The organism is Paenibacillus sp. AD87, from assembly GCF_001659845.1.
Taxonomy (GTDB): Bacteria; Bacillota; Bacilli; order Paenibacillales; family Paenibacillaceae; genus Paenibacillus; species Paenibacillus marchantiae.
The window spans coordinates 389,279-416,220 of sequence record NZ_LXQN01000007.1 but is presented as its reverse complement, the minus strand read 5'-3'; the positions used below and the strand labels follow the sequence as shown (position 1 = coordinate 416,220).

The window sequence follows — 26,942 nt, the reverse complement described above, 5'->3', positions numbered from 1 at the left end:
ATTATATCTTCTCCGGTCTAGGGCTTCCAATTGGCCCGTTCCTTCTTGCCCAATCGCGGACAGGTGTAACAATAGGAGCGACCTTGTCGTAAATATTGCAAGCAACAGACGTTTTTGATCGCAAGTCTCTTCGTAGGCTCCAGCGGATGATCAATCATCCGAACCCTGACACGAAGCGGATTCTTGGCCAGACCAAATACATCAGCTTCCAGACCATTTTGCAGCACCAGTTCATCAGCGGCAAACTGACGCAAGAGAGCTTCATCGTCTTGATACGTATTATGAATATTCTCCCTGTAGTTTTGCAGAGCCGTTGGCAACTGCCCCCACAACATGCTGACATGCAACCCAGAAGCTTTGGACAAACACTCCATGAGGGGACGTGCAGTCTGACTGTAAAAACGTCTTAATTCTGCTTCAAGCCAGACCGTTCTTTCCTCCGAATCCTTCGGAGCGAGAGTGACATCCATGTTCTCAAGTTGAAAAGCAATTCGTGTATAGCCGGTTTCCTTCATCAAATGTATACTCAGATTGGCTAGCGAAAAATTCGGAGCTGAATCATGGACGGATACGGTATATTGCAGCGCAGCTGCCACATCACCGAACCAACTGGTGAAATAGGCTGCGGCAACCGTTAGATCCTGTCCCTCGATTAACTGTTGATAGGCGGACAAAAAGCTTCTCATTGCCTCCGGATCAACAATAGATTCTCCACATAGCGATGCCACGGGTACACCATTCAGTTCCTGTACAAGATTAAAGTTCTTCCCCAGTTCCTCACGAATCCGGTCATTCATCATTCGCCGAACAAACGATTCAGGTCATCCAGCATAGAAGTAGCCGCATTGGGTCCATACCCGCCAAACCACGAATCCGACGCCACCTGGAATACCTGATTATTTTTAACAGCCTTCATGTTTTTCCAAATCCCCAAGGTCTGCAGATTGTTATAGATCTCTTCATTATCATTGATAAGGATAATGTAATCCGGATCGATTTCTGGCAGCTTTTCATTAGACAGCACTTCATAGCGACTTTCAGCGCTTGTCACGGGGAAAACAGTTGGTCTGGAGAAACCAAAATCGTCATAAAGCCATTTGTAGTCCATGTCTCCGTAATACCGAATATCATTTCTTATGCGCAATACCATGAGTGTCTTACCTTTTGCTTTGGCGTGAACCTTCTGGATCGCCTCAGCTTTATGCGTTTCATAGGTATTTATCACTTCTTCTGCCTTTTCGTTCAGACCAAAGGCCGCCGCGGTAGCTCGAAATGCCGTCTGCCAATCAGGTGCCACATATCCATTCTCAAGCATGGCCGTTGGAGCAATTTTGGCATAATTCTCGTATTGCTCTTTGCTGTTCGTATCCGTCACAATCAGATCTGGTCCAAGAGAGAGCATTTTCTCTGCACTTACCTTACCTTGATCACCGATGATAGCCACATCATTCAAGAATGGCTTCAAATATAACGGAAAATCTTCGTTCTGTGATTTCACCGTAGCTTTTGGCGTCATGCCAAGTGCAATCAGGTGATCCGTCAAATATGTCACTGTGGAAGCAATGTTTTCTGGCTTTTGCGGTAATGTCTGCTCACCATTTGTATCCTTAAATGTAAACGTGGTATCTTGGGACTCATCCGATGCCGCTTGTTCCTGTTTCGTCGGTTCTGCCTCAGACGAACCTGACTTCTCTTTGTTGCCACAGGCCACAATCAATAATAACACCGCAAGCAAAACTGCTGTTAACGTGAAGTAGCGTTGATTTCGTTGTTTCATTTTCTACAGATCCCCTTATTCTTTGGTTATTCTATTATTTTGTTTTTTGCCATTCTCTCATTTCTCATTACACGTGTGCTTGTGATCCAACCCTTTTCATTTCTTAGATTCATAAAAAACGAACTCCCATGCTGTGGAAGACGTATGAGCGCTTTGCAGTTCGTTGTATCCAACGAAGCGGGAATGGACTCCCATCTTGCGGTTCTCCAATTGCGATCATCCACGCACCAATAAAGATTGGCCTCCAGAACAGGAAGGCATGAATCATACCGAACGACAAACCAACCGTCCTCGTGTTTCTCCTCACAAATTTCAACAAGCGCAGGTTTCGCTTTAACGATACTGTCTGCAAAAGCGAAGACCCCCTCGCATGCCCATGCCTCCTTATAAGAATGTCCAAGACCCGGATGAAGGCTTAGTCTGCTTTTGTTGTTGTTCGGATGGCACTCCAGATGCTGCTCAAAAGACTTGTTAAATATGGTCAACGGAAAATGGGTATCATTACTACCGTTAAGCCATAACATCGGCAAGCGGCTTTCCGACAGATATGTAGATGGATCCCATAATAGACGAACACGTTCTGCCTCTGCCTCCGGCATCGATGCAAAGCTAAGCCCATAATAGGAACCCGGTTCATGCAAATACCCACAGCCATAAACGGGCATGGCAAAAGAAAGCCTGGTGTCTAACCCCGCAACCAAACTTGTGATGATGCCTCCCCATGAAATTCCTGTTATACCTATGCTCTGCTTGTCTACACCCGGAAAAGAGCGGAGCAATGAATGAGCCAATATTACAGCGGCTACGGCATGATACATCCATTGATCTTCAACAGGCTGTTCGTAATCTGCAAATACACCCTGTTTCTCAGGACCACTCCATGAATGTGAAGGCCATTCCATCCGTTCGGTGTGCTCCTCATCCCCGAATGGAACATGCCCTTCCAGATCCATGGCTATCGCAGCATACCCTCGTGCCATCCATTCTTTCACCCAACTGCTAAAAGCTGTTCCCGCACCACCGTGAACCAAAATTACCGCGGGAACTTCCTCGTTAGGAGAGACCGGACGCGGGATGCCGTAGTAGGCAAATATGCGAGTAGCACGACCTTTATATGACACACCCTCATAGAAGCAAGCATGTACGCTGGTATGTTGATCTTCTGAAACCGGGTATAATCGAGGTACTTCGAACAATTGCTCCAGATTCCAAGGCGGCTTTCCAGAAATGGAATGTCACCTCCTCTTTACACTGATAATGATTTTCTTTCTCAATACGTATCATATCATTCATTGCTTCCGCTAAACATGGATATTTAAACGGAGTGAACTGGACTTTAGTCAGCCAAATAACCGCATAAAATAGGACAGCGCCCGATCATGCGACCATGCTGAATACTCAAACAATTTTTCTGTCCCCACCTCGTACACATGTCCATGCCGAACCGCTGTCAAACGATGCCACTGCTCGCTCGTCTGGAGCGCCTTCCATGTCCGGGCCGCCTGCTGTGTGGAATCTACCATGATAATCAGCATATCTGCGTCGTATTTTTCCAGAGCTTCTTTAGTCACCGATTCAAAAACATTGATGTCATCGAGACGATGCGTAGCTGCCAATCTAAAATCATCATAAAGGACCGCGCCAGCATTGCGTTTGCCATATATCCGATATTCCGAATCCGTGATACGCCATATGTTGACGGTAGCTCCACCGATGTTACGTCTTACTTTGCGGTAGACCGCTTCCGCCTTGCCATCATATTCTGACAGCCACACCTCCGCCTCTGCCCGATGCTCCATGACTTCTGCAATCATTCGAAGCTGCTCGCGCCAGTCTGCGGATAACCAAGGGATGGCAACTGTCGGCGCAATCTGCTCCAGCTCTTTTCGCGCCCGCTCGCCCAGAATGTCAGTGCAGAAAATAAGCTCCGGCTCCGACGCACGCAATCGATCCACATTTTCTTGCCAGATCTGCCCTTCCCCCAGCTCATAAGAATGCAGACGAGTCATTCGGTTGTATAATTCATGATTTGGATAAAAGGCAGCAGCTTTCGGAAGCAGGCCAAGTGCCAGTAAACTGCCCGAGATTGGATCAGAGACACTTGCGATACTATATCTGCGGCTTTTGACAAACGCATTAGGCGAAAGTCCCATCTTCTGTTTGAATCTGCGGCTAAAATAAAATTCATCTTCATAGCCGACTCGGACCGCGGTCTCTTTTACACCATCACCTGACAAAAGGAGCTCCTTGGCCCGTTTCATTCTGACATCCATCAGATAGGCCGTCGGGGTCTTTCCTGTATATTGCTGAAATGCCCACGAAAAATACCCTGGACTCAGGCCAGCAAGCTTGGACAATTCATCTCGTTTTAACTCATGATCCAGATGTTCATTCATATAATCGGCAACACGGGCAATCGCAGAAACGGTAGACTCAACGCTTTCCGGCTTGGCCTCCGCTTGAACAAGTGAAGTCATCAAACCGTATAATGCGGCCTGTCTATTGAAGTGTTCCTCGTCACCAGCGACCTCCAGTTGAAGCAATCGATCACAAGAGAGCGCGAGTTGATGCGGATCTTTGCACCAAAACAAACCCTCCATGAAAGCATGGGTAGCGGTCATCTGCTGTTCTCCGCCATATTCGTATACTTCGAAACGGACCATACAGCCTTTTAACGCCTGCTCATCTGCCGCCAGCTTGAACCTCTGTCCAGGAGCCAGCAAATAGACTTCCCCTTCATTCAATCGGGATATGTGTTCGTTCGATACCAAAGTTCCTGAGCCACTTGTACAAAGAATAGCGAAGTGTTCCGCTGTCGCTGCATGAACAATTTCTCCATTCCAGGACACTTCAAACGAATCGATACTGCTATATTTAAGCATCTTGCCTGCCTTTTTTTCATTGACCTTCATGGTAGCCCTACTTTCTCCCTCAGCATGATGTCCATTGTTTGAATTGTTCGAATATCTTAATGATAATGATTTTCAACCAAGATACAAACGGAAAAATGTAACTTCTCTGCAGAATAGTGATATCGGCCCAAAACAAAAAAAGCCGGTATCTGCTGTAACAACAGATACCGGCAAAATCGCTGCAAGACTGCAGCTTTTTTATCGGAAAAAGAAACCCTTAAAATCGGGTGGAAACCCCGTAAAATTACATTACGCTTGAATGCTTTGAACCAATTCAACGACTTGTTCAGCCGTTTGCATATCCAGTGCTTTGGCAGCAAGTTCTTGCATGTCTGCACGGGACAGCTTGGTGATCTGACTGCGAGCTGGCAGAATAGATGTTGCGCTCATGCTGAACTCATCCAGTCCGAGACCGAGTAGCAATGGAATTGCTGTTTCGTCTCCGGCCATCTCACCACACATGCCAACCCATTTGCCTTCACGATGCGCTGCATCGATAACCATTTTAACCAAACGCAAAATGGCTGGATTGTAAGGTTGGTACAGATATGCCACTCGTTCGTTCATTCGGTCAGCAGCCATCGTGTATTGAATCAGATCGTTCGTTCCGATACTGAAGAAATCCACTTCTTTGGCAAACTGATCCGCCAGAACTGCAGTCGAAGGAATTTCGACCATAATTCCGAGTTGAATGCTGTCAGAAACAGCAATACCTTCAGCAACCAGCTTCTCTTTCTCTTCGAGCAAGACAGCTTTCGCTTCACGGAATTCACCAAGTGTTGCGATCATAGGGAACATGACACGCAGGTTACCATGTACGCTTGCACGCAGCAATGCACGCAATTGAGTACGGAAAATGTCCAGACGGTCCAGACACAGACGAACTGCGCGGAAACCTAGGAATGGATTCATTTCTTTTGGCAGGTCCAGATATGGAAGCTCTTTGTCTCCACCGATGTCGAGTGTACGAACAACAACAGGTTTACCTTCCATTTTTTCCAGTACAGCCTTGTAAGCATTATACTGAATGTCCTCGGAAGGAAGCTTGTCTCTGCCCATGTACAGGAACTCGGTACGGTACAGGCCTACAGCCTCGCCGCCATTCTCCAGAACACCAGCAACATCATTCGGTGTACCAATGTTGGCTGCCAGTTCCACATGAACGTTGTCCACCGTTACCGTTGGCTCATCACGCAGTTTTCTCCACTCCGCACGTTGTGCATCGTATTGCTCCTGTTTGGAACGATACTCAGCAATAACATCATCCGTTGGATTAACCAGTACGTGACCGTCCAAACCGTCAACGATAATCATGTCACCTTGTTTCGCTTGAGCCAGAATGTCCTTGGTTCCAACGACAGCCGGAATTTCAAGCGAACGAGCCATGATTGCAGAGTGAGAAGTACGTCCACCAATATTGGTTGCAAAACCTTTAACATATTGACGGTTCAGTTGAGCCGTGTCGGAAGGCGTAAGATCCTCCGCAAGCACGATCACTTCTTCACTGATCTCAGCAGGACTCATGAATTCGATACCAAGCAAGTGATTTAGCACACGTTTGGTTACATCACGCATATCCGCAGCACGTTCCTGCAGGTAAGCACTCTTCATGTTTTCGAACATTTCGATAAATTGCGTTGCTGTTTCGTTCAATGCGAATTCCGCATTAATCTTATCATCTGCAATTTTCGCTTTAACCGGATCAATCAGTTCCGGGTCATTCAGAATGAGCAAATGCGAAGCAAAAATCTCAGCTTTTTTCTCGCCAAGCTCTTGTAAAGTACGCTCTTTGATCGCCTCAAGCTCAGCCTGGGACTTGCCCAGAGCTGAGTCGAGTTTCGCGATCTCTGCGTCAACGTCGTTGATTTCGCGTTTTTCTACAGAGTAATTGGGATGCTCCAAGATAAACGCCTTGGCGATAGCAATACCCGCCGAAGCCGCGATCCCAGAGACATTAAGCATTAATTTCGCCCAGCCCTTCGTTAACCATAACGTCTGTCAGAGCTTGAAGAGCTTCAGCTTCTCCTTCGCCTTCAACGATGATGTTGATGGTGTCGCCTTGTTCCAGACCAAGGGAAAGTACACCCAGGATGGATTTCAAAGTTACTTTTTTACCGTTAGCTTCTGCAAAGGATTCTGCACCTTTGAATTTGTTTGCTGTATTAACCAGGGCTGTCGCCGGACGTGCGTGGATACCATCTTCGTCTGTAATTCTGAATGTTTGTTGCATTACAATCATCTCACTTTCAATAATTTAATTTAGGCATTGCATATATTTACACTTGCTTGCCATCGTCGTAACACTTCTTATTTTATCTCAACAATCGGCTGATCGCCAATTTTCAGTAACCCACTTTTCGTTAGCGTTACTGTCGAGCCTTCTGGCAGGTTGGTGAAAATGATCGGAGAGATGATCGACGGAGCATTAGCTTTCACATACTCCAGATCCACTTCCATAATCGGCTGTCCTGCCGATACCAGGTCGCCTTCCTGCACAAGCACGTTAAAGCCCTGGCCTTTCAGCTTCACCGTGTTGACACCTATATGAACAAGCACTTCCTTGCCTCCGTCAGACATAATCCCTACGGCATGTTTGCTTGGAAATACGTTAAACACCTTACCATATACAGGGGAAGTAATCTTGCCATCATGAGGTAGAACAGCAAAGCCATCGCCTGTCATTTTCTCAGCAAAGACCGGATCAGGAACGTTTGTGATATCCATCAATTCGCCGTTAACTGGCATAACGATGTCTTCCGCAATAATACGTTCGCCTTCTTCACCTTGCGCCTTTTCCTGTTCAGGAGCTGGCTTAGCCACAGCTGCTGGAGCTGGTGCCGGTGTCCGTCCTGCAATGATATCCTGCATTTGAGATTTAATCGTATCTGAACGTGTACCGAAGATGGCCTGTACATTATTACCCACTTCAAGTACACCAGATGCACCCAATTGTTTCAAACGATCTTTATTTACACTGGATTTCTCATTTACTTCAATCCGCAAACGAGTAATGCAGGCATCCAGATGTTTGATATTATCTTGCCCGCCGAATGCAGCAAGAATATTGTGAGGCAGATCATCCGTTGAACCTGAGCCTCCACCGCCCGAAGCAGTTTCAGGAGTTGCCTCTTCACGACCTGGTGTTTTCAGGTTGAATTTGCGAATGATCAATCGGAATCCGAAATAGTAGATCACTGCAAGAATCAAACCTACGATGATAACATCCCACCAAGGCGTGCGGTTCGGGATAATCCCGAAAATCAGGAAGTCAATGAATCCACCGGAGAATGTCATCCCGATTTTGACTCCAAGAATTTGCATCGTCATGAAAGACAAACCTGCAAAGATACAGTGTACTGCAAACAGGATTGGCGCTACAAACAGGAATGAGAACTCCAGTGGTTCTGTAATCCCTGTGAGGAACGAAGTCAGCGCAGCTGATCCCATGATCCCTGCAACATACTTTTTGTGCTCCGGTCTTGCTTCATGGTACATCGCAAGCGCCGCAGCTGGCAAACCGAACATCATGAACGGGAATTTACCAACTTGGAACGTTCCCGCTGTAAGGTTCACACCATCACGCAGTTGATTGAAGAAGATTTGCTGGTCTCCACGAATGACATCTCCAGCTTTGTTCACATATTCACCGAACTCAAACCAGAATGGTGAATAGAAAATGTGATGCAGACCGAACGGAATAAGTGACCGTTCTACCACTCCGAAAATGAACGCCGACAATGTCGGACTTGTATCTACCATGAAGTGAGATACAGCATTCAGCCCATTTTGAATCGGAGGCCAGATGATTACCAGAAGCAACCCGATTAAGAGGGAAACGACTGAAGTGATAATTGGGACAAAGCGTTTACCTGCAAAGAAACCAAGGTAAGACGGCAGTTCGATTTTGAAAAATCGATTGTAACATAGCGCGGCGGTAATACCTATGATAATACCTCCGAACACGCCAGTACTCAATGTAGGGATACCCAAGATGCTGGCATAACCGGGTACTTCACCGATCATGGCCGGCGTAACACCAACAGCCGTACCCAAAGTCACATTCATGACCAGGTAACCGATGATGGCCGCAAGACCTGCGACACCTTCGCCTCCGGCCAGCCCGACAGCTACACCGACAGCGAATAGTAATGCCAGATTATCAAATACGATCTGACCCGCATTCATCATAATCGTCGCGATCGAGCTTACCCATGGGGTATCTAGCGCTGTAGCATATTGCAGAAAATCCGGATTTACAAGCATGTTACCGATCCCGAGCAACAAACCTGCTGCTGGAAGAATCGCTACGGGCAACATGAGAGCTTTACCTACTCTTTGCAATACACCAAAAAGCTTTTTAAACATTGCGTCGTATCCACCCTTTCTTTTAAATTTTTATGTTGTGAAGCAAGCAAGGGAAAACAAAAAAGGCACGAGTTAACAAAGCAAATTGGTCCAACCTTCGGGTATAGCATACCCGGTATAAGGTAAGAACAATCACGCTCTAGATAACTCATGCCTGATCGAATCAGTAACACGTCGTTTGTGTTTATTCAGTTGCTTGATTACGGAGACCATTGTAGCACCACTTCAAAAACGATGCAAGCCTTTACACGAAATTTGTCGAACCAGAATTCCAATGATGGAATTTTTTCACTTACTCTCTTCTTCTTTCCTTTGATTCAAGCGCTGCAAATGAATGGTCAAATAACCTACTTCCGCAGGATACACTGGGAGATTCAACCTTTTTTCCATCACCTTCGTTAGCTTCCATGCAAGCGAGTACATTTCAGGATATTCCAACTTCAACAGGGAATCCAATTTGTGGATTTCTTCCACTTTGTCTCCCCGACGGACACGCTCTAAGGCAAACCGAAGATGAGTCAGTAACCGGGAATAATCCAGTGACTCGGTCTCAAACGAATAATCCAGTTGGGTGGACACCAGGCTCACCAAATCAGTTATCAATTGCGAATGCTCGCGAACTTGGGAAATATTTTGGTTGGTCATGGCACTGTAGATGTGAAGCGCAATAAAACCGATTTCATCCATTCCTAGATCTACGCCCAGTTTTTCTTTAATCAAACGAACCGCATATTCACCCATACGATATTCGTCAGGATAAATTTCACGGGTCTCATATAGAAACGGATTCTGGATAACAATCCCTTGTTCTTTCCGTTTTAATGCAAAAGAAATATGGTCGGTCAGTGCGATATGAATATGTTCGTTTAAAGGAACGTCCGTACGTTCTGCAATATACGTAATGACTTCGTTAATAATTTCGATCAATGCTTCATCCACTTGTGGAAGAAGCTGTTTATACTGCTCCTGCTCCTGCTGGTTTCTCAAAATGAACATCTTCTCCACAGCCATCAGAGGAATAATATCATTCGTTTTCCGATTGAAGCCGATGCCTTTACCAATCACGACAACTTCTCCATGTTCAGGATGCTGTGCAATAATTACATTATTATTTAGCGCTTTGGCTACTTGCAGGCTACTCAATATTTGCACCTCTTTTTCACACCATCTTAGGTGTGATTCAGTCACACCCTAGTAAGAAAGAAAAGACATCCGGAAGCGGGCAAACCGCGCCGGACGTCTCGCTTAAAAAGTAACAAAAATTCGCCTTAAGGTCAATAGAGCATGACTGCTTTATAATTCGTTGTCTTACTCGTCAACTCCAGCTTTTTCCACAATCTTATCGATTATAGAGGGAGTCGTTACAGGTTCACTCTGTTGGATAGCAACCGGTGCTGTTGTTTTAGGTTTGGTGAGGCCTTTAATTAACTGCTCCACATCAATGCCGGAAACGCTTTTGAGCATCTCAGGGGCCGTCGCCATGAGCTCAGTTACATAATTGCTTACACGAGTGGCGCCTTCACCTTTACCTGTGTCCACAACAGTCAGTTTATCAATCGCAGAGATCGGCTCCGCAATTTTACCAGCAAGTTCAGGCAGCATTTTGACGATGATATCGAGCACGGCAGCTTCGCCGAACTTTTGGAACGCCTCGGCCAGTTTTTCCTTCGCTTCCGCTTCTGCAAGTCCTCTCAGACGAATAACTTCTGAATCCGCTGTACCTTTAGCGAGTTCTGCATCCGCCATAGCCTGCCCTTCAAGACGCTTCTGCTCCGCAGTAGCTTTCGCATGCGTTTCAATGGAGTACTGTACTGCATCGGCTTCACGCATTCTTTTGGCTTTATCCGCTTCGGCAGCCTGCTCCACCGCATAACGATCCGCTTCTGCCTTTTTCTTCACTTCAGCATCATACTGCTTCTCACGTACGATAATTTCTTTCTCTTGCAGATCAATCTCACGTTCTTTACGAACGAGTTCAACTTTCATTTCTTCCTCCACCACGGTTTGTCTCGCACGCGCTTCGTGGATATGGTAAGCCTGATCCGCTTCTGCTTTAGCAGTATCCTGATCCCGCTTAAACGTCGCTACTTTCAGTTCCTTCTCTTTTGCAGCTTCAGCGATATTCGTATCACGCAGCAACTCGGCTTTTTGCCCTTGCTCTTCTGCATTGGCCTTCTGAATACGTGCATCCCGCATCGCTTCCGCTTCCGCAATTTCAGCATCACGCTTGACGGCTGCTATCCTCGGTTTACCGAGGGCATCCAGATAACCTTGTTTGTCACGAACATCTTTGATGGTAAAAGAGACAATTTGCAGTCCCATTTTTTTCAGATCCCTGGCAGCTACACCTTGAACCTCTTGCGCGAAGCGATCGCGGTTACGGTATACTTCTTCCACCGTCATCGTTCCGAGGATGGCCCGCAAATGCCCTTCCAGAACTTCCTGTGCTTCGCCTCTTAACGATTCTACCGGCTTACCGATGAATTGCTCGGCTGCAGTAGCCACGTCTTCTATTGAGCTTCCGACCTTGATAATGGCGACACCATCGGCAATGACCGGTACGCCTTGTTCCGTGTATACTTCCGGTGTGGAAACGTCCAGCTTATGGGACAACAGTGAGATAAACTCTGACTGCTGGAATACTGGCAAGATAAATGCGCCGCCTCCACGAACAATTTTAATTTTGCGTCCGGAGTCATCGTCGGAAATATTTTTACTTCCAAGGAATGAACCCGTAACGATCATGGCTTCATCCGGCCCAACCGTTTTGTACCTCGCCCAGAACGCCAAACCAAGAATCAGAATTACACCGACAACAATTGCAGGAACCAACAACACATCCATATCCAGATTATTCATTCCACATCTCTCCCCTTATTCATACATGAGTGCTTACACTGCTAACGGTTAAACTACCTTAAACATCTTTAAGTACATCTTCATCCCATTCCGACACACGCAGCACGCCTTCGGTTACATCCACAACTACAACACGCGCTCCCGCCGCAATGGGACGATGTTCAAAGCTGGATGCCGTGTGCACCGTATTACCGGCAGCAATCTTGATCATGACTTCACCAAAACCTTTTTCCGGTACCGGAATGGTAATTTCTCCAATTTTCCCGGATAGCTCTTTCATGGAAAACGCAATGGAAACGTCACTGTTACGCATCGGCTTGATATATGCAAAGAATACCAGCATGGCTGCAGCAATACCTATAAGCAGGGATAGTATCAGTGCCGAAATCGCACTTATCGAGCTATAACGTGTCAGCATAATACCGGCTCCGCCAAAGGTTGTTATGGAACCAGCCAGCACAACAGGTTTGAAAAAATCAAGGCCTGGCAATTCAAAGGCCCCGTCCAGCAAGCCATCAATCAAGTCACCTAGCACAAGGCTGACGACTGCAAATATGGCTCCTCCGATTAGACACCCCCAATAGATTGACTCCATTCCCCGTTCCTCCTCTCTTCTGCCGCAATTCCATCCAACTGGGCATTCCTCATGTAAATAAATACGTAGCAACCCACTGTTATGTTTCAAAATCTTTCCTCATTTGGTTCCTAGACCCGATAATGGTTATTCTGGTTGCAAAATGGTCCAGTTCCTGGAACATTCTCCAATTCGCTCTTATTCACAACAAAAAAACCGCAAATCTCCGTTAAAGGAGACGTGCGGTTCCAGAACACATCGCTGTGTATTTATGTTTTATTCTTATAGAGAAGCCTTGTAGATAGATACAACGTCTTCACGTTGCAATTTTTTGAAGTTACCAAATGGGCCGAAGAGCATGGCTTTGTCAGCCATCACTTCGATTTGGCTGTCATCGATATCATAATCAGCCAGACGGTTAGGCGCACCAATGGATGTCCAGAATTTGCTCAACGCTTCGATGCCTTCTTCAGCAATCTGTTTGTCCGATTTACCTTCAGGATTAACTTCGAACACATTGATCGCGAGACGTTTGAAACGATCCACATTGACGTCCACATTATGCTTCATCCAATGCGGGAACAGAATCGCGAGCCCTCCGCCATGCGGAATGTCATACACTGCGGATACCGCGTGTTCGATATTGTGAGTAGCCCAGTCACCAGCGAGACCCATGTTCAGTACACCATTCAATGCCATCGTTCCGCAGTACAGAATCGTTTCACGCAGTTCATAGTTCTCCAGGTCTTCAACCAAACGAGGGGCTACATCCATAACTGTGCGCAGAATCGTCTCACAGAATCCGAGTTGAACCGGTGTGTTGGCATCCAGATGGAAGTAATGCTCCAGTACGTGGGACATCATATCAACCATGCCATAAACCGTTTGGTCCAGAGGAACGGTATATGTATTTACCGGATCAAGAATTGAGAACGCAGGGAACGAATACGCGCTGCCCCAGCCCAACTTCTCCTGTGTATCCTGATTCGTGATAACCGAACCGGCATTCATTTCCGAGCCAGTTGCAGCCATTGTCAGCACGGTTCCGAGTGGAAGAGCATCCTGTGCTACGGCTTTGCGCTGAGCAAAGTCCCACATGTCGCCGTCATATTTAGCACCTACGGCAATCGCTTTGGCACAGTCCAGTACACTGCCGCCGCCTACAGCGAGGATCAGGTCAATATTATTCGTTTTGCAAAGGTCTACGCCTTTGTGAACCGTCGAAAGACGTGGGTTCGGTTCTACACCAGCCAACTCCGTAACCTCAGCTCCAACTTCCTTCAGCAAACCGATCACCTGATCGTACAAACCGCTGCGTTTGATACTGCCGCCACCATATACAAGCAGAACCCGTTTGCCGTATTTCGGTACTTCGGTTTTCAGTGCTTCCAGCTGACCTTTACCGAAAATCAATCGGGTTGGATTATAAAATTGAAATGATCTCATATCTATTGTCGCCTCCAATGGAGTTTAGAATTTTTTAGTGCAACTCCAATTATAGTACCCCGTTTATACAAAAACAAATCGATAGCCACTCACTTTATAACAACCCGTTGATTTGCAAGTGGGCTCGAAACATCTCGCTCGTTGAAGGCAAATCTTCAGCATCCACCCATGTTTCTGAGGCCCATAATCCAGCCTGTTTGAATGCCCGCGGACAATGGATAAAGCACTCTTCCACATCCACAATGACAGCCGCACCAATCGTTTTACCGGTCCAGCCCATACTCGCGATAAATTCTTCATCCTTGGTAATGGACGCTGTACCATTAATGCGCAGCACTTCATTCAGACCCGGAATCAAAAAGAGCATGCCAATACCAGGGTTAGACAAAATGTTCAACAAAGAGTCTATCCGCCGATTGCCCGGGCGTTCGGGATAGACGAGCCGATATGTATCATAAACTTTTACGAATCCCGCTCCATCGCCCCGGGGTGACACATCACTTTTCCCATCACGATCGGACGTGGAGAGGAAAAATAATGGTGATATGGATAGAAAGTTCTGAACATGTGAATCCACAAATGAGATTGCCTTGTTACGCACATGTTCATGCGGTTCACCCACCATGCCTTGCAGTTCCTCAGCATCTGTGATCAACGGAATATCCAATGCCTTCTTTTCCATATTATTAACCCCATTTCCTCAATTCATTGTGGTACTCTAGGACTTCCCTCTATTATAACTGGCTCGGTAGTTCATTCCAATGCACACAAATGTCAAGAACGACAAGAACACCCGCTCATGATTGGGCGGGTGTTTTGGTTAGTTGACTACTATTCGGTATATCCCATGCTGCTTACAAAACGACGGAAGGCTTGGCGTCCTGCCTCATCATATTTGTATACACCTGCATGCTCCAGAATTTCGGCAAATTTTAGGCCTACTTCCTGTTGCACAATCGCAACAGCTTGCTCCTTGTTCAGGTTGGGACCGAAACGTTCGATCAGTTCTTCTGCCCAGCCCAGATGTTTGTTCAACACATGTTCGGAAGCTTTGGCCGCCTCAGCAAGTTTGGTATCCCCAGCAAGAATATCCGCGATGCTGTCCAGCTCTTCTTTCAAACGACCTGGCAGAATTGCAAGGCCCATCACTTCGATGAGTCCAATGTTCTCTTTTTTCAAATGATGCATTTCACGATGCGGATGGAAAATCCCTTCGGGATGTTCATCATTCGTGCGATTGTTCCGCAGAACGAGGTCCATCTCATATCCTCCGTCCGCACTGCGACGAACGATTGGAGTCACTGTATTGTGTGGAATCTGTTCTCCGTCAACCTCACTGAAGGCCTCAATCTCCACCGTAGAATCGCTGTACACCTTCCATGCTTCATAAACGGCATTCCCCGCTTCGAGCAACTCCGCCGGATCCTGTGAGGCCAGCCGCAGTACGGACATTGGCCATTTCACAAGACTAAGCGTAAGCCCCGGCGAACCAGCATGGCGGAATACTGCCTCTGGTTTCGCATTTTGAATGGCAAAGGTATGACGTCCACCCTGGAAATGGTCATGAGTCAGGATGGAGCCGCCAACGATGGGCAGATCGGCATTGGAACCGATAAAGTAATGCGGATACTCCCCCACGAAAGCCAGCAGCCTACGCAGCGTATCCTTGGTTAATTTCATCGGCACATGATCGTGATGGAAAATAATGCAGTGCTCGTTGTAGTACACGTATGGCGAGTATTGGAAGAACCAAGGTTCGCCGTTCAATTCCAAAGGAATGACACGTAGGTTTTGACGGGCCGGGTGGTTGACCCGTCCCGCATAGCCCACATTTTCACGACAAAGTTGGCATTTCGGATATACCGGAGGCGGAAGCAGCTTTGCCATCGCGATTTCCTTTGGACTTTTCTCCGGCTTAGACAGGTTGATTGTAATCTCCATATCTCCATAAGCTGTATCCTGTGTCCAATACACATTCTTGGAGATACGGTCCATCCGAATGTAGTTGGAATGAATTGAAAGCTCATAAAATTGCGAGGTAGCCGCCTCAATGCCTTCGGTCTGCTCCGTATGACGGAATGCGCGCACCACCTCAGATGGACGTGCCATCAATTGACCCATAATTTTTGCATCGAGCAAATCACGGAACGTATCGCTATTTTCAGGAATAAGTCCAATGGTGAACCCATAATCAATTAACGTATCCAGCAATGGTTGGGGTCCATCCAACACCGTCTCGTTCAATACTCCAGCATACGGCTCGGAGAACCCAAACTGTTCTAGCAGTAGATTACGGCTGTAATCCCGATCCGCTTCTTCAATCAATTTGTTCTGCAAGGCAAATGCTACCAGACGTTCAATGGCATGCAGTGCTTCCTGCTGCTCCGGTGTCCGCTCTGTGGCACCTGCTGCAATATGAGTCTGTGACATATCGATGTTCGCCTCCTAGTTTTTTCCGTAGCCGTCAGGGTGGGACTGATGCCAGCTCCATGCGCTTTGAATGACATCTTCCAGATTGGTCCATTTTGGATTCCAACCCAGTACGGATCTTGCTTTGGCAGACGAAGCCACCAGTACAGCTGGATCACCCGCACGACGTGGTTCCTGTACAACCGGAATATCCAGTCCGGTTACTTTCTTAGCCGTCTCAATAACCTGTTTAACAGAGAAGCCTTGACCGTTGCCCAGGTTGAACACGTTGCTGTTCTCCCCTTTACGGAGATAATCTACGGCCCGCAGATGTGCATCCGCCAGATCACTTACGTGGATGTAATCACGTACACAGGTTCCGTCTTCTGTCGCGTAGTCGTCACCGAACACGGCGATGTGTGGACGTTGTTTCAATGCCGTTTGCAGTACGAGTGGGATAAGATGACTCTCCGGCTGGTGATCTTCACCGATTTTGCCGCTATCATGGGCTCCGGCAGCATTGAAGTAACGAAGGGAGACGTATTTGATCTCCTGTACTTTATCGAACCAGGACATCATGCGCTCCATCATCAGCTTGGTCTCACCATATACGTTCGTAGGTTCTGTGCGGTCGCTCTCTTCAATCGGCACTTTCTCCGGCTCGCCATAAGTAGCAGCCGTGGAGGAGAAGACGATGCGACGTACATTCGCTGCATTCATCGCTTCCAGCAGGCACAATGTCCCAAACACGTTGTTGTCATAGTATTTCACGGGATCTTTCATACTCTCGCCAACCAGTGAGTTAGCCGCAAAGTGGATGACTGCATCAATGGAGTTCTCAGCGAACAGCTTCGCCAGAAGTTCCTTGTCACGCAGATCACCTTCATACAATTTTCCGCCCAGCAGAGCTTCACGATGCCCTGTCTGCAAGTTATCCAGTACAACTACCTCTTCGCCACGTTCCAACAAAGCCGCTACCGTATGAGAACCAATATATCCTGCTCCACCTGTCACCAAAATCGCCATCTTACTTCGCCTCCTTCAATTCTTTAACGCCATCGCCTACTCCGCATACATAGAACTCGCCTTTGAGACTGGTACGTGCTTCATATGCCGCTCCAACTTCGCTTACAAAACGCTCTACATCGTCTTCATGCACAAGAGATACCGTACATCCACCGAATCCTGCACCAGTCATGCGTGCACCTAGAGTGCCTGGAATACGTTGAGCCTCTTCAACCATCACGTCCAGTTCTTCGCAGCTCACTTCATATAGATAACGAAGGGATTCATGAGAAGCATTCATCAGCTTGCCGAAGGTTTCCAGATCGTTATCACGCAGTGCATCCACCGATGCAAGTACACGTGCATTCTCTTCCACGACGTGCTGGGCACGCTGTCTTACCTTCTCATCTTTGATGTGATCCTGCAGTGTAACGAATTGTTCAGGTGTAAGTTGCGCCAGATAGTTCAGTGCAGGCAGTTGTTCTTTCAAAATGGCAAGTGCTTGCTCACATTGGGAGCGACGTTCGTTATAAGCCGAGTCCACCAACCCCCGACGTTTGTTCGTGTTACCAATGACCAGCTTGTAGGCGCCGGTACGGAATGGCACTTTTTCATATTCAAGGGTGTCACACATCAGCAGGATCGCATGATCCTCTGCTCCATTAGCTACAGCGAACTGGTCCATGATGCCACAGTTGACGCCAACGAATTCGTTCTCTGCCTTTTGGGACAGCAGCGCAAGTTGAACCGTATCAATATCATTCACACCTTCAAGCGACTGGATAGCAAACCCGGTAAGAACCTCCAGCGATGCGGAAGAGGAAAGTCCTGCGCCGTTCGGAATTTCTCCATGATAGAGGAAGTCATAACCTTTGGTTACTTTTACGCCTTTGCCTTGCAGTTCAACCATGACGCCTACCGGGTAATCCGTCCATTCCCCTGTTTTCTCTTTTCCAATCGAGGGCGTATCCAGCGTTCCTTCATAGGACATATTCGTGGAAGCCAACTGCAACTTGTTGTCCTCACGCTCACGGATAATCAAAGTGGTACCGAATTCAAGCGCTGCCGGAAGCACGTACCCCCCGTTATAGTCAATGTGCTCACCGATCAGATTCACCCGCCCAGGGGCATGGAACACACGGATGTCCGCTCCACTCTCTCCGTACTTGTCAATAAACTTTTGTTTCAATTCATTTATGTTCATTGCTGCTGCACCCCATCTCAATGTTGTTGGTTTTCTTAATGTTATTATACAAGAAGGCGGTTCCTCTTGAAATGCAACCATGTGTGTTCCATATGGATAAATGTGACCTTTCGACGTATAATGAATGGAACATCCAGGAAGGAAAGGAATGTCATCATGACTGAACAACGTAAGGAAGGTCTAACGGGGGATCCGATAAAACAAATTCCGGAAACCTCTGGCAAAAGTGGAGCACTCAGCTACTCGGTTGCCTCCAATCCTGTTTATTATGAAAAAGGGGCATTGCATGTCCTCTTTGCAGGGGCAAGCCAGACCCTTCCCGGTCACGCCCTTGGCCCGAAGCTATACGATTATTATCTATTGCATTATGTAGAAAAAGGGGCCGGTACGTTCCGTACTGAACTACATACCTACGAACTATCCGCAGGAGATTGTTTCCTTATTCAACCAGGGCAGCTTGTAAGCTACCAATCCCATGCCCGGAATCCCTGGCAATACCGCTGGATGGCCTTTACCGGCAGCCAGGCTGCCAAGCATATAGAGGAAGCAGGTTTCCGTCCGGAAAAATCTGTCTTTCATGCCGGTCCTTCCTGCGGTATTTCCGATTGGTTATCCGTGATGCAGACGGCTTTTGCCGAGCGAAAAGAAAGCTCTCATTTTACATCATTGGGTACGTTATATATGATTCTAGCCGAGGCACAAAATCACCTTTCTCAGGGGCAAACCTTAGTACCAGGTGAATCTTCCATACGACGAACTGTAAAACAGATGATTCAATACATGTCTACTCAATATGCCTACCCTGTCTCGATTGAGCAAATGTCGGCCAGTCTTGGCTATAACCGTGCTTACCTGTCCCGCATTTTCAAACAGGAAACCGGACTATCACCAGTTACCTACCTGCTTAAACTGAGGATCGATAAATCGCGCCAGCTGCTGCGGGAACGTCCGGATCTGTCCATTGAACAGGTATCGGCCTCCGTGGGGTTGCCAGATGCGCTGTATTTCTCCAAACAGTTCAAGCGATTCCATGGGGAAGCCCCTAGTCTGTACCGGGAGAACATTCTTAACAGGCCCTTGCATCAAGCGACACGCCAAGTACCACCGAACCAGCGATAACCCTGTAATCAAAAGTAGGATCTCCTATCGCCTAGGTCAGCATAAATAATAAAAGACAAAAAAGGTGCATCCCGCCATTATGGCTAAGATGCACCTTTTGAACTTTATTTATGATCCGGTTCCGGACGAAGAATCGATTCAATACGCTCCAATTCCTCTGAGGAGAATTCCAACTGGCTGAGAGCAGCCACATTCTCTTCAATCTGCGAAGGACGACTTGCACCAATCAGCGCAGAGGTAACTTTGCCATCACGCAATACCCAGGCCAGAGCAAATTGGGCCAGACTCTGACCACGTGATGCTGCAATCTGGTTCAGAGCACGCACTTTGCGCAATGTCTCTGGCGAGATGTTGTTCTCATTCAGAAATACAGACGGGCCCTTGGCACGTGAATCTTCTGGAATACCGTTCAGATATTTGTTGGTGAGCACGCCTTGTGCCAATGGACAAAAAGCGATGCTGCCTGTTCCATACTCATCAAGTACATCCTGCAGCCCATCCTCAATCCAACGATCCAGCATTGAATATTTGGGTTGATGAATCAACAGAGGTGTACCCAGGCCTTTGAGAATCTCGGCCGCCTGCTTCGTCTGTTCTGCAGGATAGTTGGAGATGCCGACATACAATGCTTTGCCGGAACGAACAATATGGTCCAGCGCCATCATTGTTTCTTCCAGAGGTGTTTCGGGATCATAACGATGAGAATAAAAGATGTCTACGTAATCGAGACCCATGCGCTTCAAGCTCTGATTGAGACTGGAAACCAGGTTTTTACGAGAACCCCACTCACCGTAAGGTCCAGGCCACATATAGTACCCGGCTTTGGTGGAGATGACCAGTTCATCTCGATATGGCTTCAGATCCTGTGCCAAAACCTGACCGAATAACTGCTCTGCCGAACCTGCCGGCGGACCATAATTGTTGGCAAGGTCAAAATGCGTAATGCCCAGATCAAACGAACGGGTAATCATATTTCGGCCGTTCTCCGCATTATTAATGCCACCAAAATTATGCCATAACCCAAGTGAAATCGCTGGCAGTTTCAAACCTGAACGTCCAACGCGGTTGTATTTCATTGTTTCGTAGCGTGCATCGCTGGCTACGTAGACCATCATGAATCCCTTCTTTCCCCAGGTTCCGCCTCTAGTACCCGGTCCGTATGCCGGAGAATGCGGTTATTCGGACAATGTTGACTTACGTTTAACCAAGAAGTTGGTCCACCTTATTCATTACCTCACCAATAGGGTCTGTAATCAGCAAATCAGCTCGCCTGTCGTAAGCCGTAGGTGTAGCGTTCAGCAAGACCGTGTGTTTCCCTTGAAAGTACGTAATCAATTGTGCGGCAGGATACACCGTTAGTGAAGTTCCACCAACCAGCAGCAAATCTGCCGAGGACAGTGCGTCAACCGAACGATATAATATCGTCTGGTCCAGTTCTTCTTCATACAGCACGACGTCCGGCTTGATCACGCCACCACATTCAGTGCAACGAGGAACCGTATCTTTTGCCGTAATAATGTCATCCAACCCGTAAAATCTCTTGCAATCCATACAAGCGTTTCGATGGATCGAACCATGAAGCTCCAGGACATTGCTGCTGCCAGCCTTCTGGTGCAACCCGTCGATATTTTGCGTGATAACCGCCTGAAGTTTTCCTTCCTGCTCCAATCTGGCGAGCAGTCGATGGCAGCCGTTGGGCATCGCATCGGGATGAAGCATTTTGCCTCGATAAAAATCATAAAAAATATCAGCATGCTGATCAAAAAAATGTCGGCTCAGCAGCTCTTCCGGTGGGTAGGGTGAATGCTGCTCTGTCTGGTATAAGCCAGCGGCAGAGCGGAAGTCGGGAATCCCGCTTTCCGTTGAAGTTCCGGCCCCTCCGAAAAAAACAATATTTGAACTTTCCTTAATCCAGGCAGCCAGTTGTTCTGTTGCGTTCATCCTCTCTCCTCCTTTATGAGATCACCCCTGTGAAGAATATTCAGAGATGATTTTTAACTCATCATAATTTTGGATAATTGCATTGGCGTCATGTAAATAGTGGCTTCTCTGGATTTCTGGACAGAAACCAATTCTATAGGACACCCCTGCGTTACGTCCCATCTGCATATCCCCATTGCTGTCACCGATCACCACAGCCTCCTCAGGAAGAATATGTAATTCCCGGCAAGCCAGAACCGCAGCCTCTCCATCCGGTTTGCCCCGAGTCACCCGGTCACTTCCAACAATCGATGTAAAATACGACCGGATGCCCATCCACTCCAGATGTTCCTCGGCAGCAGCTGTGCTGTCCGAAGTGACGACTGCCATGGGAATCGATGCTTCCTTGCAGCTCTGCAAAAATACATTTAGTCCAGGCAGCGATTCAGCCATTTTTCTCTGCCGTACCTCACCCATGGCGACACTGGAAAAACGGCGGATCGTAGTGATTGCTTCATTCCAAGGCATGCCTGCTGCATACAACTGCCCAGCAAGCAAACCGTTGCTCTCGTCCACTGTGGCAATAGCCAATGGCCCTTGAAGATCATATCCGATCAGATGACCTTCACGATTGCGGACCGTACCCAGAACTTGCTCACGCTCCACCGTGAACGAGGCCCCAAGCTCTGACAGCTGTGATTCCAACTGATTCAGCAAAGAATCCGCCCACGGCCCCCATAGCTGTAAGAAATCCAGCAGCGTTCCATCCTTATCAAATAGAATGCCTCGGCAGGTAACTTGCTTACCATGAATTTGAAGCATGGACATACGTATCACCCCCAGTTCCCATCTGCTATGGATTCGTTCCATTCACCGTTGAAATTGCAGCTTACTTGATTGTATCCAGCCAGCCCACAGTCGTTTTAACCGTTTGAGACAGTTGTTCCTCTTCACTGACCCCAGCTTCGCCGTCACCGCTCTGGTGGCCATAGTCACCAAACTGAGAATGGTTACCACCTTCAATGGTGTAATACACCGTATCTTCTGGCAAATATGCCCGACCATTCTGATACTTTGTTGCATTCACAACTTCGTCATTCGTACCCAAGATGGATAACGCAGGTATCCCCAGTGACTTCACACTGCCTTTTTCATCCGGATAAGATGCCAGGAAAAAGATGCCCTGAAGTGCATCTGGATGGGAAGCCGCATAACGTGCTGCCATTGATCCACCAAGAGAATGCCCTCCCATAACAAATTGTTCATCTGGATAGGCTTTAATAATATCATCTGCGAGATTCTGCTTGATTACCGCCAGATTAAAAGGCATTTTTGCAATAATGGTATGATGTCCTGCTGCCGCAAGTTCATGGGCAAGAGGTGCATAACTTTCCGGTTTAACCAATCCACCTGGATAAAAAATAACACTCACCCCAACAGATTTGTCCGGTACAAAATCAATCCAGTTTTCTTTTTCAGTTACAGTCACCTGATTTGCAGTTTCCATGGCTGTCTGAGCCATCTCCTGTGGTCCATAAGGCGTAAACAGCTTCCAGGCCACAAACCCACATCCAATGACAATGAGCGCCAGAAGAACGAGCAGGAATTTCCCGATGCCCCTCTTCTTGCGCCCTGTATTATATCGGTTTCTCAACGTTCATCACCTTTCTGCACTTCCGCAGGTGCCGCGGCTTGCAGAACGGGAGCCTTCATTCCTGAGGCTCCCCTTCTTCATCATTCATCGCTATTCAGCCTTGGCCTTGCGGTAAGCATCCATATATTGTTCCGCTTTGCGGCGAACATGACTCAAGTCCCCCGTCTTCACTGCTTCCGCTGTAAGGTCCGAGCCAATACCTACAGCAACGGCGCCTCCCTTAATCCAGTCACCTAGATTGGACAAGGACACCCCACCAGTCGGCATGAAATTCGCTTGTGGCATAGGTCCCTTCATCGTTTTGATAATGGACGGATCGTAGAGATTACCGGGAAACAACTTCACAATATCCACGCCAAGTTCCAATGCACGTTGAACATCCGCAATGGTCATAACCCCTGGAAGAATCGGAATCCGGTACAGGTTGCAGATTTTCACAGTGTCCGGGTTCAGGGAAGGACCCACAACGAACTCGGCACCTGACATAATCGCGGCACGTGCTGTCTGAGGTTCAAGTACTGTTCCAGCTCCAATAATGGCAAATTTCTCTGGATCTTGTGTGTTCCAATGGTATACACGGCTTAATTTCTCGATGGCTTTGAGGGCACTAGGCACAGTCATCGTAATCTCGATAATCTTGATGCCACCCGCGATGGCTTGTTCGGCCATGGCGATAACCTGATCAGCAGAATCTGCACGCAGAACCGCAACAACCCCACTATCCGTTATTTTTTGTAGCAGCTGAAGCTTCTTCATTTCATTCTCTCCCTTGTCAATGTGGTTGTCTATTACAAGCCTTACATTAATGAACGAAGATGAGACATATATGATATCAGCAGCGACTAGCGCTCAACATGAGCTACATTGTTCAGCTTGGCCTCGACCTGCTCCCACGTCGGGAGCGCCTCCCAATCGCCAACAGCCTGTATAACCATGGAACCGGTCAAATTCCCGAGACGGGTCGCCTCCTGCGGAGAATATCCTTTGATAAGGCCGGACAAAAAGCCCGCACAGAATCCATCTCCTGCCCCGACCGTATCCAGGACATGATCTGCCTTGAAGTACGGAACTTCCGTTAGGGTACCATTCACCAATACGTAGGTCAAATCAGGGCCGCCCTTCACGATACAGACTGCATTCATGGCGGACAAACGCTCAAGGACTTTTTGATCATCTTCTTCGTTATACAGAAGTTTCATCTCGTCCAGACCCGGCAAGAAATAATCCGCTTGCTCAGCCAGACGAAGCAGAACAGGACGCGCTTCTTCAGCTGACCACAGTTTAAGACGCAGATTCGGATCAAAACTCACTTTCACACCAGCCTGCTTAGCTATATGTATAGCAGCTTCAACAGTAGCAAGTCCCGACGCGCTTATTGCTGCGGTGATGCCTGTAACGTGAAGGATTTGCGCACCCGCAATATAATCCGTGTCCAGGTCTTCAGGAGTAATCGCACTTGCAGCGGATAGCTTCCTATAATAGTGCACCGAGGCTTTCCCGGAAGCGTTCTCACGAATCATCAAACCAGTGGGCTCTTTGTCGCTCATCCTTGCTCTGGATACATCTACACCTTCACCACGAATTGCCTTCAAGATCATGTTACCGATCGGATCATTACCCAGGCGGCCAAACCAGCCGCTGGTATGCCCAAGCCGGGATACACCAATAGCCAGATTACTCTCTGCGCCGCCAAATGATTTGTCTAAAGTCGCTGCATATTCGAGACCTCTTGTATCCTTTGCTGTCAGCAAACCCATGCTTTCGCCAAACGTAACAATTTCAGGGCTAGGGCGGGTATTCGTCGACATGAATTCTCCCCTCCTTATATTTACAATTTCTCATCTTCTTTCCCCATTGTCAGCCTCTATGCAACCGTTGTCAATCCCGGAGCGTTCATTTTGTTGTCACAGCTTTGAGAAAGGATAGCGCTTACTCTTGTGAAATATATCACAATTAATGTTACACATCCATATTACCCTTATTACAGAAGCAGATTGCAATCGCCAAGGGTTATCAGGGGGGCTACAACATGAACAAACCGACCATCATTCACAAATATCAGGATTCCTTTTTTTACAACTTGCGCTTCATGCTCATTGTCTGTGTACTAGCAGGCAATGCTCTCGAACCAATCATTACGCGTTTTGCAGGAGCAGAGGCTCTGTTTCTGTGGATATATACGTTTCACATGCCGCTGTTTGTATGGGTAACCGGCTACTTCGCCAGACATTCACTCAAAGGTACATCTGGCCGTAACGTGCTTAAGCAGATTGCATTACAATACCTTCTGTTTCAGTCTCTGTATGCAGTAATGGATTTCACCGTATTCCACACACCGCATATGCGTTTGTCTTTCTTTGCACCTTATCTATTGCTCTGGTTTCTGGCAAGTCATTTCTGCTGGCGGCTGTTGCTTCGTCTTACACTCTCCTGGAAGCCGATCTATAGATTACTGGGTGCCGTGATGCTGGGAGTATGTGCCGGATATTTACCCTTTGATGGTTTCTGGTTGAGCTTCAGCCGAACGTTTGTGTTCCTTCCTTTCTTTGTTATCGGGTATGACTACGGAGCGTCCATCCGCTCCCATTTGCGATCCGGCTGGGGCCGAAGAATTGCAGCTACGTTATCTGCTGCTCTTCTTGGTTGGATTGGACTCGGAGGGTTCAACATTTCACCAGGCTGGTTACTGGGAAGCATGACTTACGCAGAGCTTGGACATCATGAGTGGTTTGCAGGAATTTACCGCCTCGGAATCTATGCACTTGAAATTGGATCAGGAGCATTATTTCTCGCCTGGGTCCCTTCATTAACATCCAGATTGACTGAATTGGGACGACGCACTCTGTATGTGTTCCTTTTACATGGATTTCTCGTTCGCTTGGCGGTCTGGTCCGGGGTTTACAACTATATGGAGACCAGCTTGTACATTCCGGTGATTGTCTCCATTGCGTTACTGTTCGCTATAACGCTGGCCCACCCAGCCGTCCGTCATGCCTTTCAGCCTCTCATTGAGCCCGATATTTCCCGCTTTCACTTCAACCATCAGGGTGTATTAAAACGTTCAGCATCCTGGTTTAGATAAACTGAAATCCTGCTCCTTTCCATTCAAATCGACTTGTTTCAGGCTGGAAATGTTGTGGTAAGTAGGAATACGCGCTACAACAATCTACTTATGATATAAGGAGTGATTTGTAATGGCACGTCCACAGACGTCTGAACACAAAATGAGTCGCGAGGAAGCGGGTAGATTAGGTGGCAAGGCCACATCCAAAAAGCATGATCGGAGCTTCTACCAAATGATAGGTAAAAAAGGTGGAGAAGCGACTTCAGATGCGCATGATTCTCAGTTCTATAAGGAAATTGGACGCAAGGGTGGAGAAGCAACTTCCGACACTCATAATAAAGAATTCTATCGGGAGATTGGCCGCAAAGGCGGGAGCAGTTAGCCTATCCCCATAGGTAGCGGTGAAAGATCACCTGATGCAGTGCATCAAATCAAGAAAGCTTCATTCCACTAATGGATTGAAGCTTCTTTCTATTGAATTGTAGAATTATGACGACGGTTGTGATAGACTCTATAGAAAAACCGGGTTGTTCACGGGTTTAAAGCAGCAAAGAACTTCACAAACTACGGGAAGCTCGAAACCAGTATCACTGGTCAATTTTTTTAGAGTACGGATGAAATTAAACGACAGATG

Annotated in this window: 23 protein-coding genes and 1 pseudogene; 3 read left to right on the top strand and 21 right to left on the bottom strand. The window is 47.4% G+C overall.

Annotation, left to right across the window (positions count from 1 at the left end; translation table 11 throughout):
* Positions 1–17: 17 nt before the first annotated feature.
* From gpAD87_RS01995 to gpAD87_RS01920, 15 genes are all read right to left on the bottom strand, one after another.
* Positions 18–800 (bottom strand): hypothetical protein, encoded by a 783-nt coding sequence (locus gpAD87_RS01995; RefSeq protein WP_064635886.1) that lies wholly within the window; start codon positions 798–800, stop codon positions 18–20.
* Positions 797–1,777: an ABC transporter substrate-binding protein gene (locus tag gpAD87_RS01990; protein ID WP_064635885.1), complete on the bottom strand. Its 981-nt coding sequence runs from the start codon at positions 1,775–1,777 to the stop codon at positions 797–799. The genes gpAD87_RS01995 and gpAD87_RS01990 overlap by 4 nt, the downstream gene beginning before the upstream one ends.
* A 26-nt stretch (positions 1,778–1,803) precedes the next feature.
* Positions 1,804–2,973, bottom strand: a complete 1,170-nt coding sequence (locus gpAD87_RS01985; protein ID WP_064635884.1) for an alpha/beta hydrolase family protein — start codon at positions 2,971–2,973, stop codon at positions 1,804–1,806.
* Between the two features lie 144 nt (positions 2,974–3,117).
* Complete coding sequence (locus tag gpAD87_RS01980) at positions 3,118–4,689, bottom strand: helix-turn-helix domain-containing protein (protein ID WP_064635883.1); 1,572 nt, start codon at positions 4,687–4,689, stop codon at positions 3,118–3,120.
* 249 nt (positions 4,690–4,938) lie between these two features.
* Positions 4,939–6,651 (bottom strand): phosphoenolpyruvate--protein phosphotransferase, encoded by a 1,713-nt coding sequence (gene ptsP, locus gpAD87_RS01970; protein ID WP_063566874.1) that lies wholly within the window; start codon positions 6,649–6,651, stop codon positions 4,939–4,941.
* The gene (locus gpAD87_RS01965; RefSeq protein WP_024633102.1) at positions 6,644–6,919 is read right to left on the bottom strand and encodes an HPr family phosphocarrier protein; all 276 of its coding nucleotides are present in this window, start codon (positions 6,917–6,919) and stop codon (positions 6,644–6,646) included. The genes ptsP and gpAD87_RS01965 overlap by 8 nt, the downstream gene beginning before the upstream one ends.
* A gap of 77 nt (positions 6,920–6,996) precedes the next feature.
* Positions 6,997–9,054: a glucose-specific PTS transporter subunit IIBC gene (ptsG, locus tag gpAD87_RS01960; RefSeq protein WP_064635881.1), complete on the bottom strand. Its 2,058-nt coding sequence runs from the start codon at positions 9,052–9,054 to the stop codon at positions 6,997–6,999.
* Between the two features lie 288 nt (positions 9,055–9,342).
* A complete protein-coding gene (gene glcT, locus gpAD87_RS01955; protein ID WP_063566872.1) occupies positions 9,343–10,197 on the bottom strand; it encodes a glucose PTS transporter transcription antiterminator GlcT in 855 nt (284 codons plus the stop codon).
* 165 nt (positions 10,198–10,362) lie between these two features.
* Positions 10,363–11,913, bottom strand: a complete 1,551-nt coding sequence (locus gpAD87_RS01950) for a flotillin family protein (protein WP_064635880.1) — start codon at positions 11,911–11,913, stop codon at positions 10,363–10,365.
* Between the two features lie 58 nt (positions 11,914–11,971).
* Positions 11,972–12,508, bottom strand: a complete 537-nt coding sequence (locus gpAD87_RS01945) for a protease (RefSeq protein ID WP_063566870.1) — start codon at positions 12,506–12,508, stop codon at positions 11,972–11,974.
* A 261-nt stretch (positions 12,509–12,769) separates the two neighbouring features.
* Positions 12,770–13,933, bottom strand: coding sequence for an iron-containing alcohol dehydrogenase (locus gpAD87_RS01940; protein WP_064635879.1), 1,164 nt, complete (start codon positions 13,931–13,933; stop codon positions 12,770–12,772).
* Between the two features lie 94 nt (positions 13,934–14,027).
* Positions 14,028–14,615, bottom strand: coding sequence for an MSMEG_1061 family FMN-dependent PPOX-type flavoprotein (locus gpAD87_RS01935; RefSeq protein ID WP_064635878.1), 588 nt, complete (start codon positions 14,613–14,615; stop codon positions 14,028–14,030).
* 149 nt (positions 14,616–14,764) lie between these two features.
* Positions 14,765–16,363 (bottom strand): UDP-glucose--hexose-1-phosphate uridylyltransferase, encoded by a 1,599-nt coding sequence (locus gpAD87_RS01930; RefSeq protein ID WP_064635877.1) that lies wholly within the window; start codon positions 16,361–16,363, stop codon positions 14,765–14,767.
* Between the two features lie 15 nt (positions 16,364–16,378).
* On the bottom strand, positions 16,379–17,368 hold the full coding sequence (galE, locus tag gpAD87_RS01925; protein WP_064635876.1) for a UDP-glucose 4-epimerase GalE: 990 nt from the start codon (positions 17,366–17,368) through the stop codon (positions 16,379–16,381).
* Between the two features lies 1 nt (position 17,369).
* Positions 17,370–18,551 (bottom strand): galactokinase, encoded by a 1,182-nt coding sequence (locus gpAD87_RS01920; RefSeq protein ID WP_064635875.1) that lies wholly within the window; start codon positions 18,549–18,551, stop codon positions 17,370–17,372.
* Positions 18,552–18,707: 156 nt separating this feature from the next.
* Here gpAD87_RS01920 and gpAD87_RS01915 point away from each other — a divergent pair, with 156 nt between their 5' ends.
* A complete protein-coding gene (locus gpAD87_RS01915; protein WP_064635874.1) occupies positions 18,708–19,670 on the top strand; it encodes an AraC family transcriptional regulator in 963 nt (320 codons plus the stop codon).
* Positions 19,671–19,774: 104 nt separating this feature from the next.
* Here the strand turns inward: gpAD87_RS01915 and mgrA are convergent, their stop codons facing one another.
* The 6 genes from mgrA to gpAD87_RS01885 all read right to left on the bottom strand — a co-directional run bounded on the left by mgrA (position 19,775) and on the right by gpAD87_RS01885 (position 25,052).
* The gene (gene mgrA / locus gpAD87_RS01910) at positions 19,775–20,782 is read right to left on the bottom strand and encodes an L-glyceraldehyde 3-phosphate reductase (protein WP_063566864.1); all 1,008 of its coding nucleotides are present in this window, start codon (positions 20,780–20,782) and stop codon (positions 19,775–19,777) included.
* Positions 20,783–20,870: 88 nt separating this feature from the next.
* Entirely contained in the window at positions 20,871–21,611 is a 741-nt protein-coding gene (locus gpAD87_RS01905) for an NAD-dependent protein deacylase (protein ID WP_064635873.1), read from the bottom strand.
* A 21-nt stretch (positions 21,612–21,632) separates the two neighbouring features.
* Positions 21,633–22,418, bottom strand: coding sequence for an HAD family hydrolase (locus tag gpAD87_RS01900; protein WP_064635872.1), 786 nt, complete (start codon positions 22,416–22,418; stop codon positions 21,633–21,635).
* Between the two features lie 61 nt (positions 22,419–22,479).
* Positions 22,480–23,244, bottom strand: coding sequence for an alpha/beta fold hydrolase (locus tag gpAD87_RS01895; protein ID WP_064635871.1), 765 nt, complete (start codon positions 23,242–23,244; stop codon positions 22,480–22,482).
* Between the two features lie 90 nt (positions 23,245–23,334).
* Positions 23,335–24,000, bottom strand: coding sequence for a bifunctional 2-keto-4-hydroxyglutarate aldolase/2-keto-3-deoxy-6-phosphogluconate aldolase (locus tag gpAD87_RS01890; protein WP_063566860.1), 666 nt, complete (start codon positions 23,998–24,000; stop codon positions 23,335–23,337).
* Between the two features lie 86 nt (positions 24,001–24,086).
* Entirely contained in the window at positions 24,087–25,052 is a 966-nt protein-coding gene (locus gpAD87_RS01885; protein WP_063566859.1) for a sugar kinase, read from the bottom strand.
* 221 nt (positions 25,053–25,273) lie between these two features.
* On the opposite strand from gpAD87_RS01885, the gene gpAD87_RS01880 reads away from it, so the two are divergent.
* Both gpAD87_RS01880 and gpAD87_RS01875 read left to right on the top strand, forming a co-directional pair.
* Positions 25,274–26,326, top strand: a complete 1,053-nt coding sequence (locus gpAD87_RS01880; RefSeq protein WP_064635870.1) for an acyltransferase family protein — start codon at positions 25,274–25,276, stop codon at positions 26,324–26,326.
* 112 nt (positions 26,327–26,438) lie between these two features.
* Positions 26,439–26,687: pseudogene (locus gpAD87_RS01875) on the top strand (KGG domain-containing protein); the annotation flags it as partial.
* Positions 26,688–26,942 lie beyond the last annotated feature (255 nt).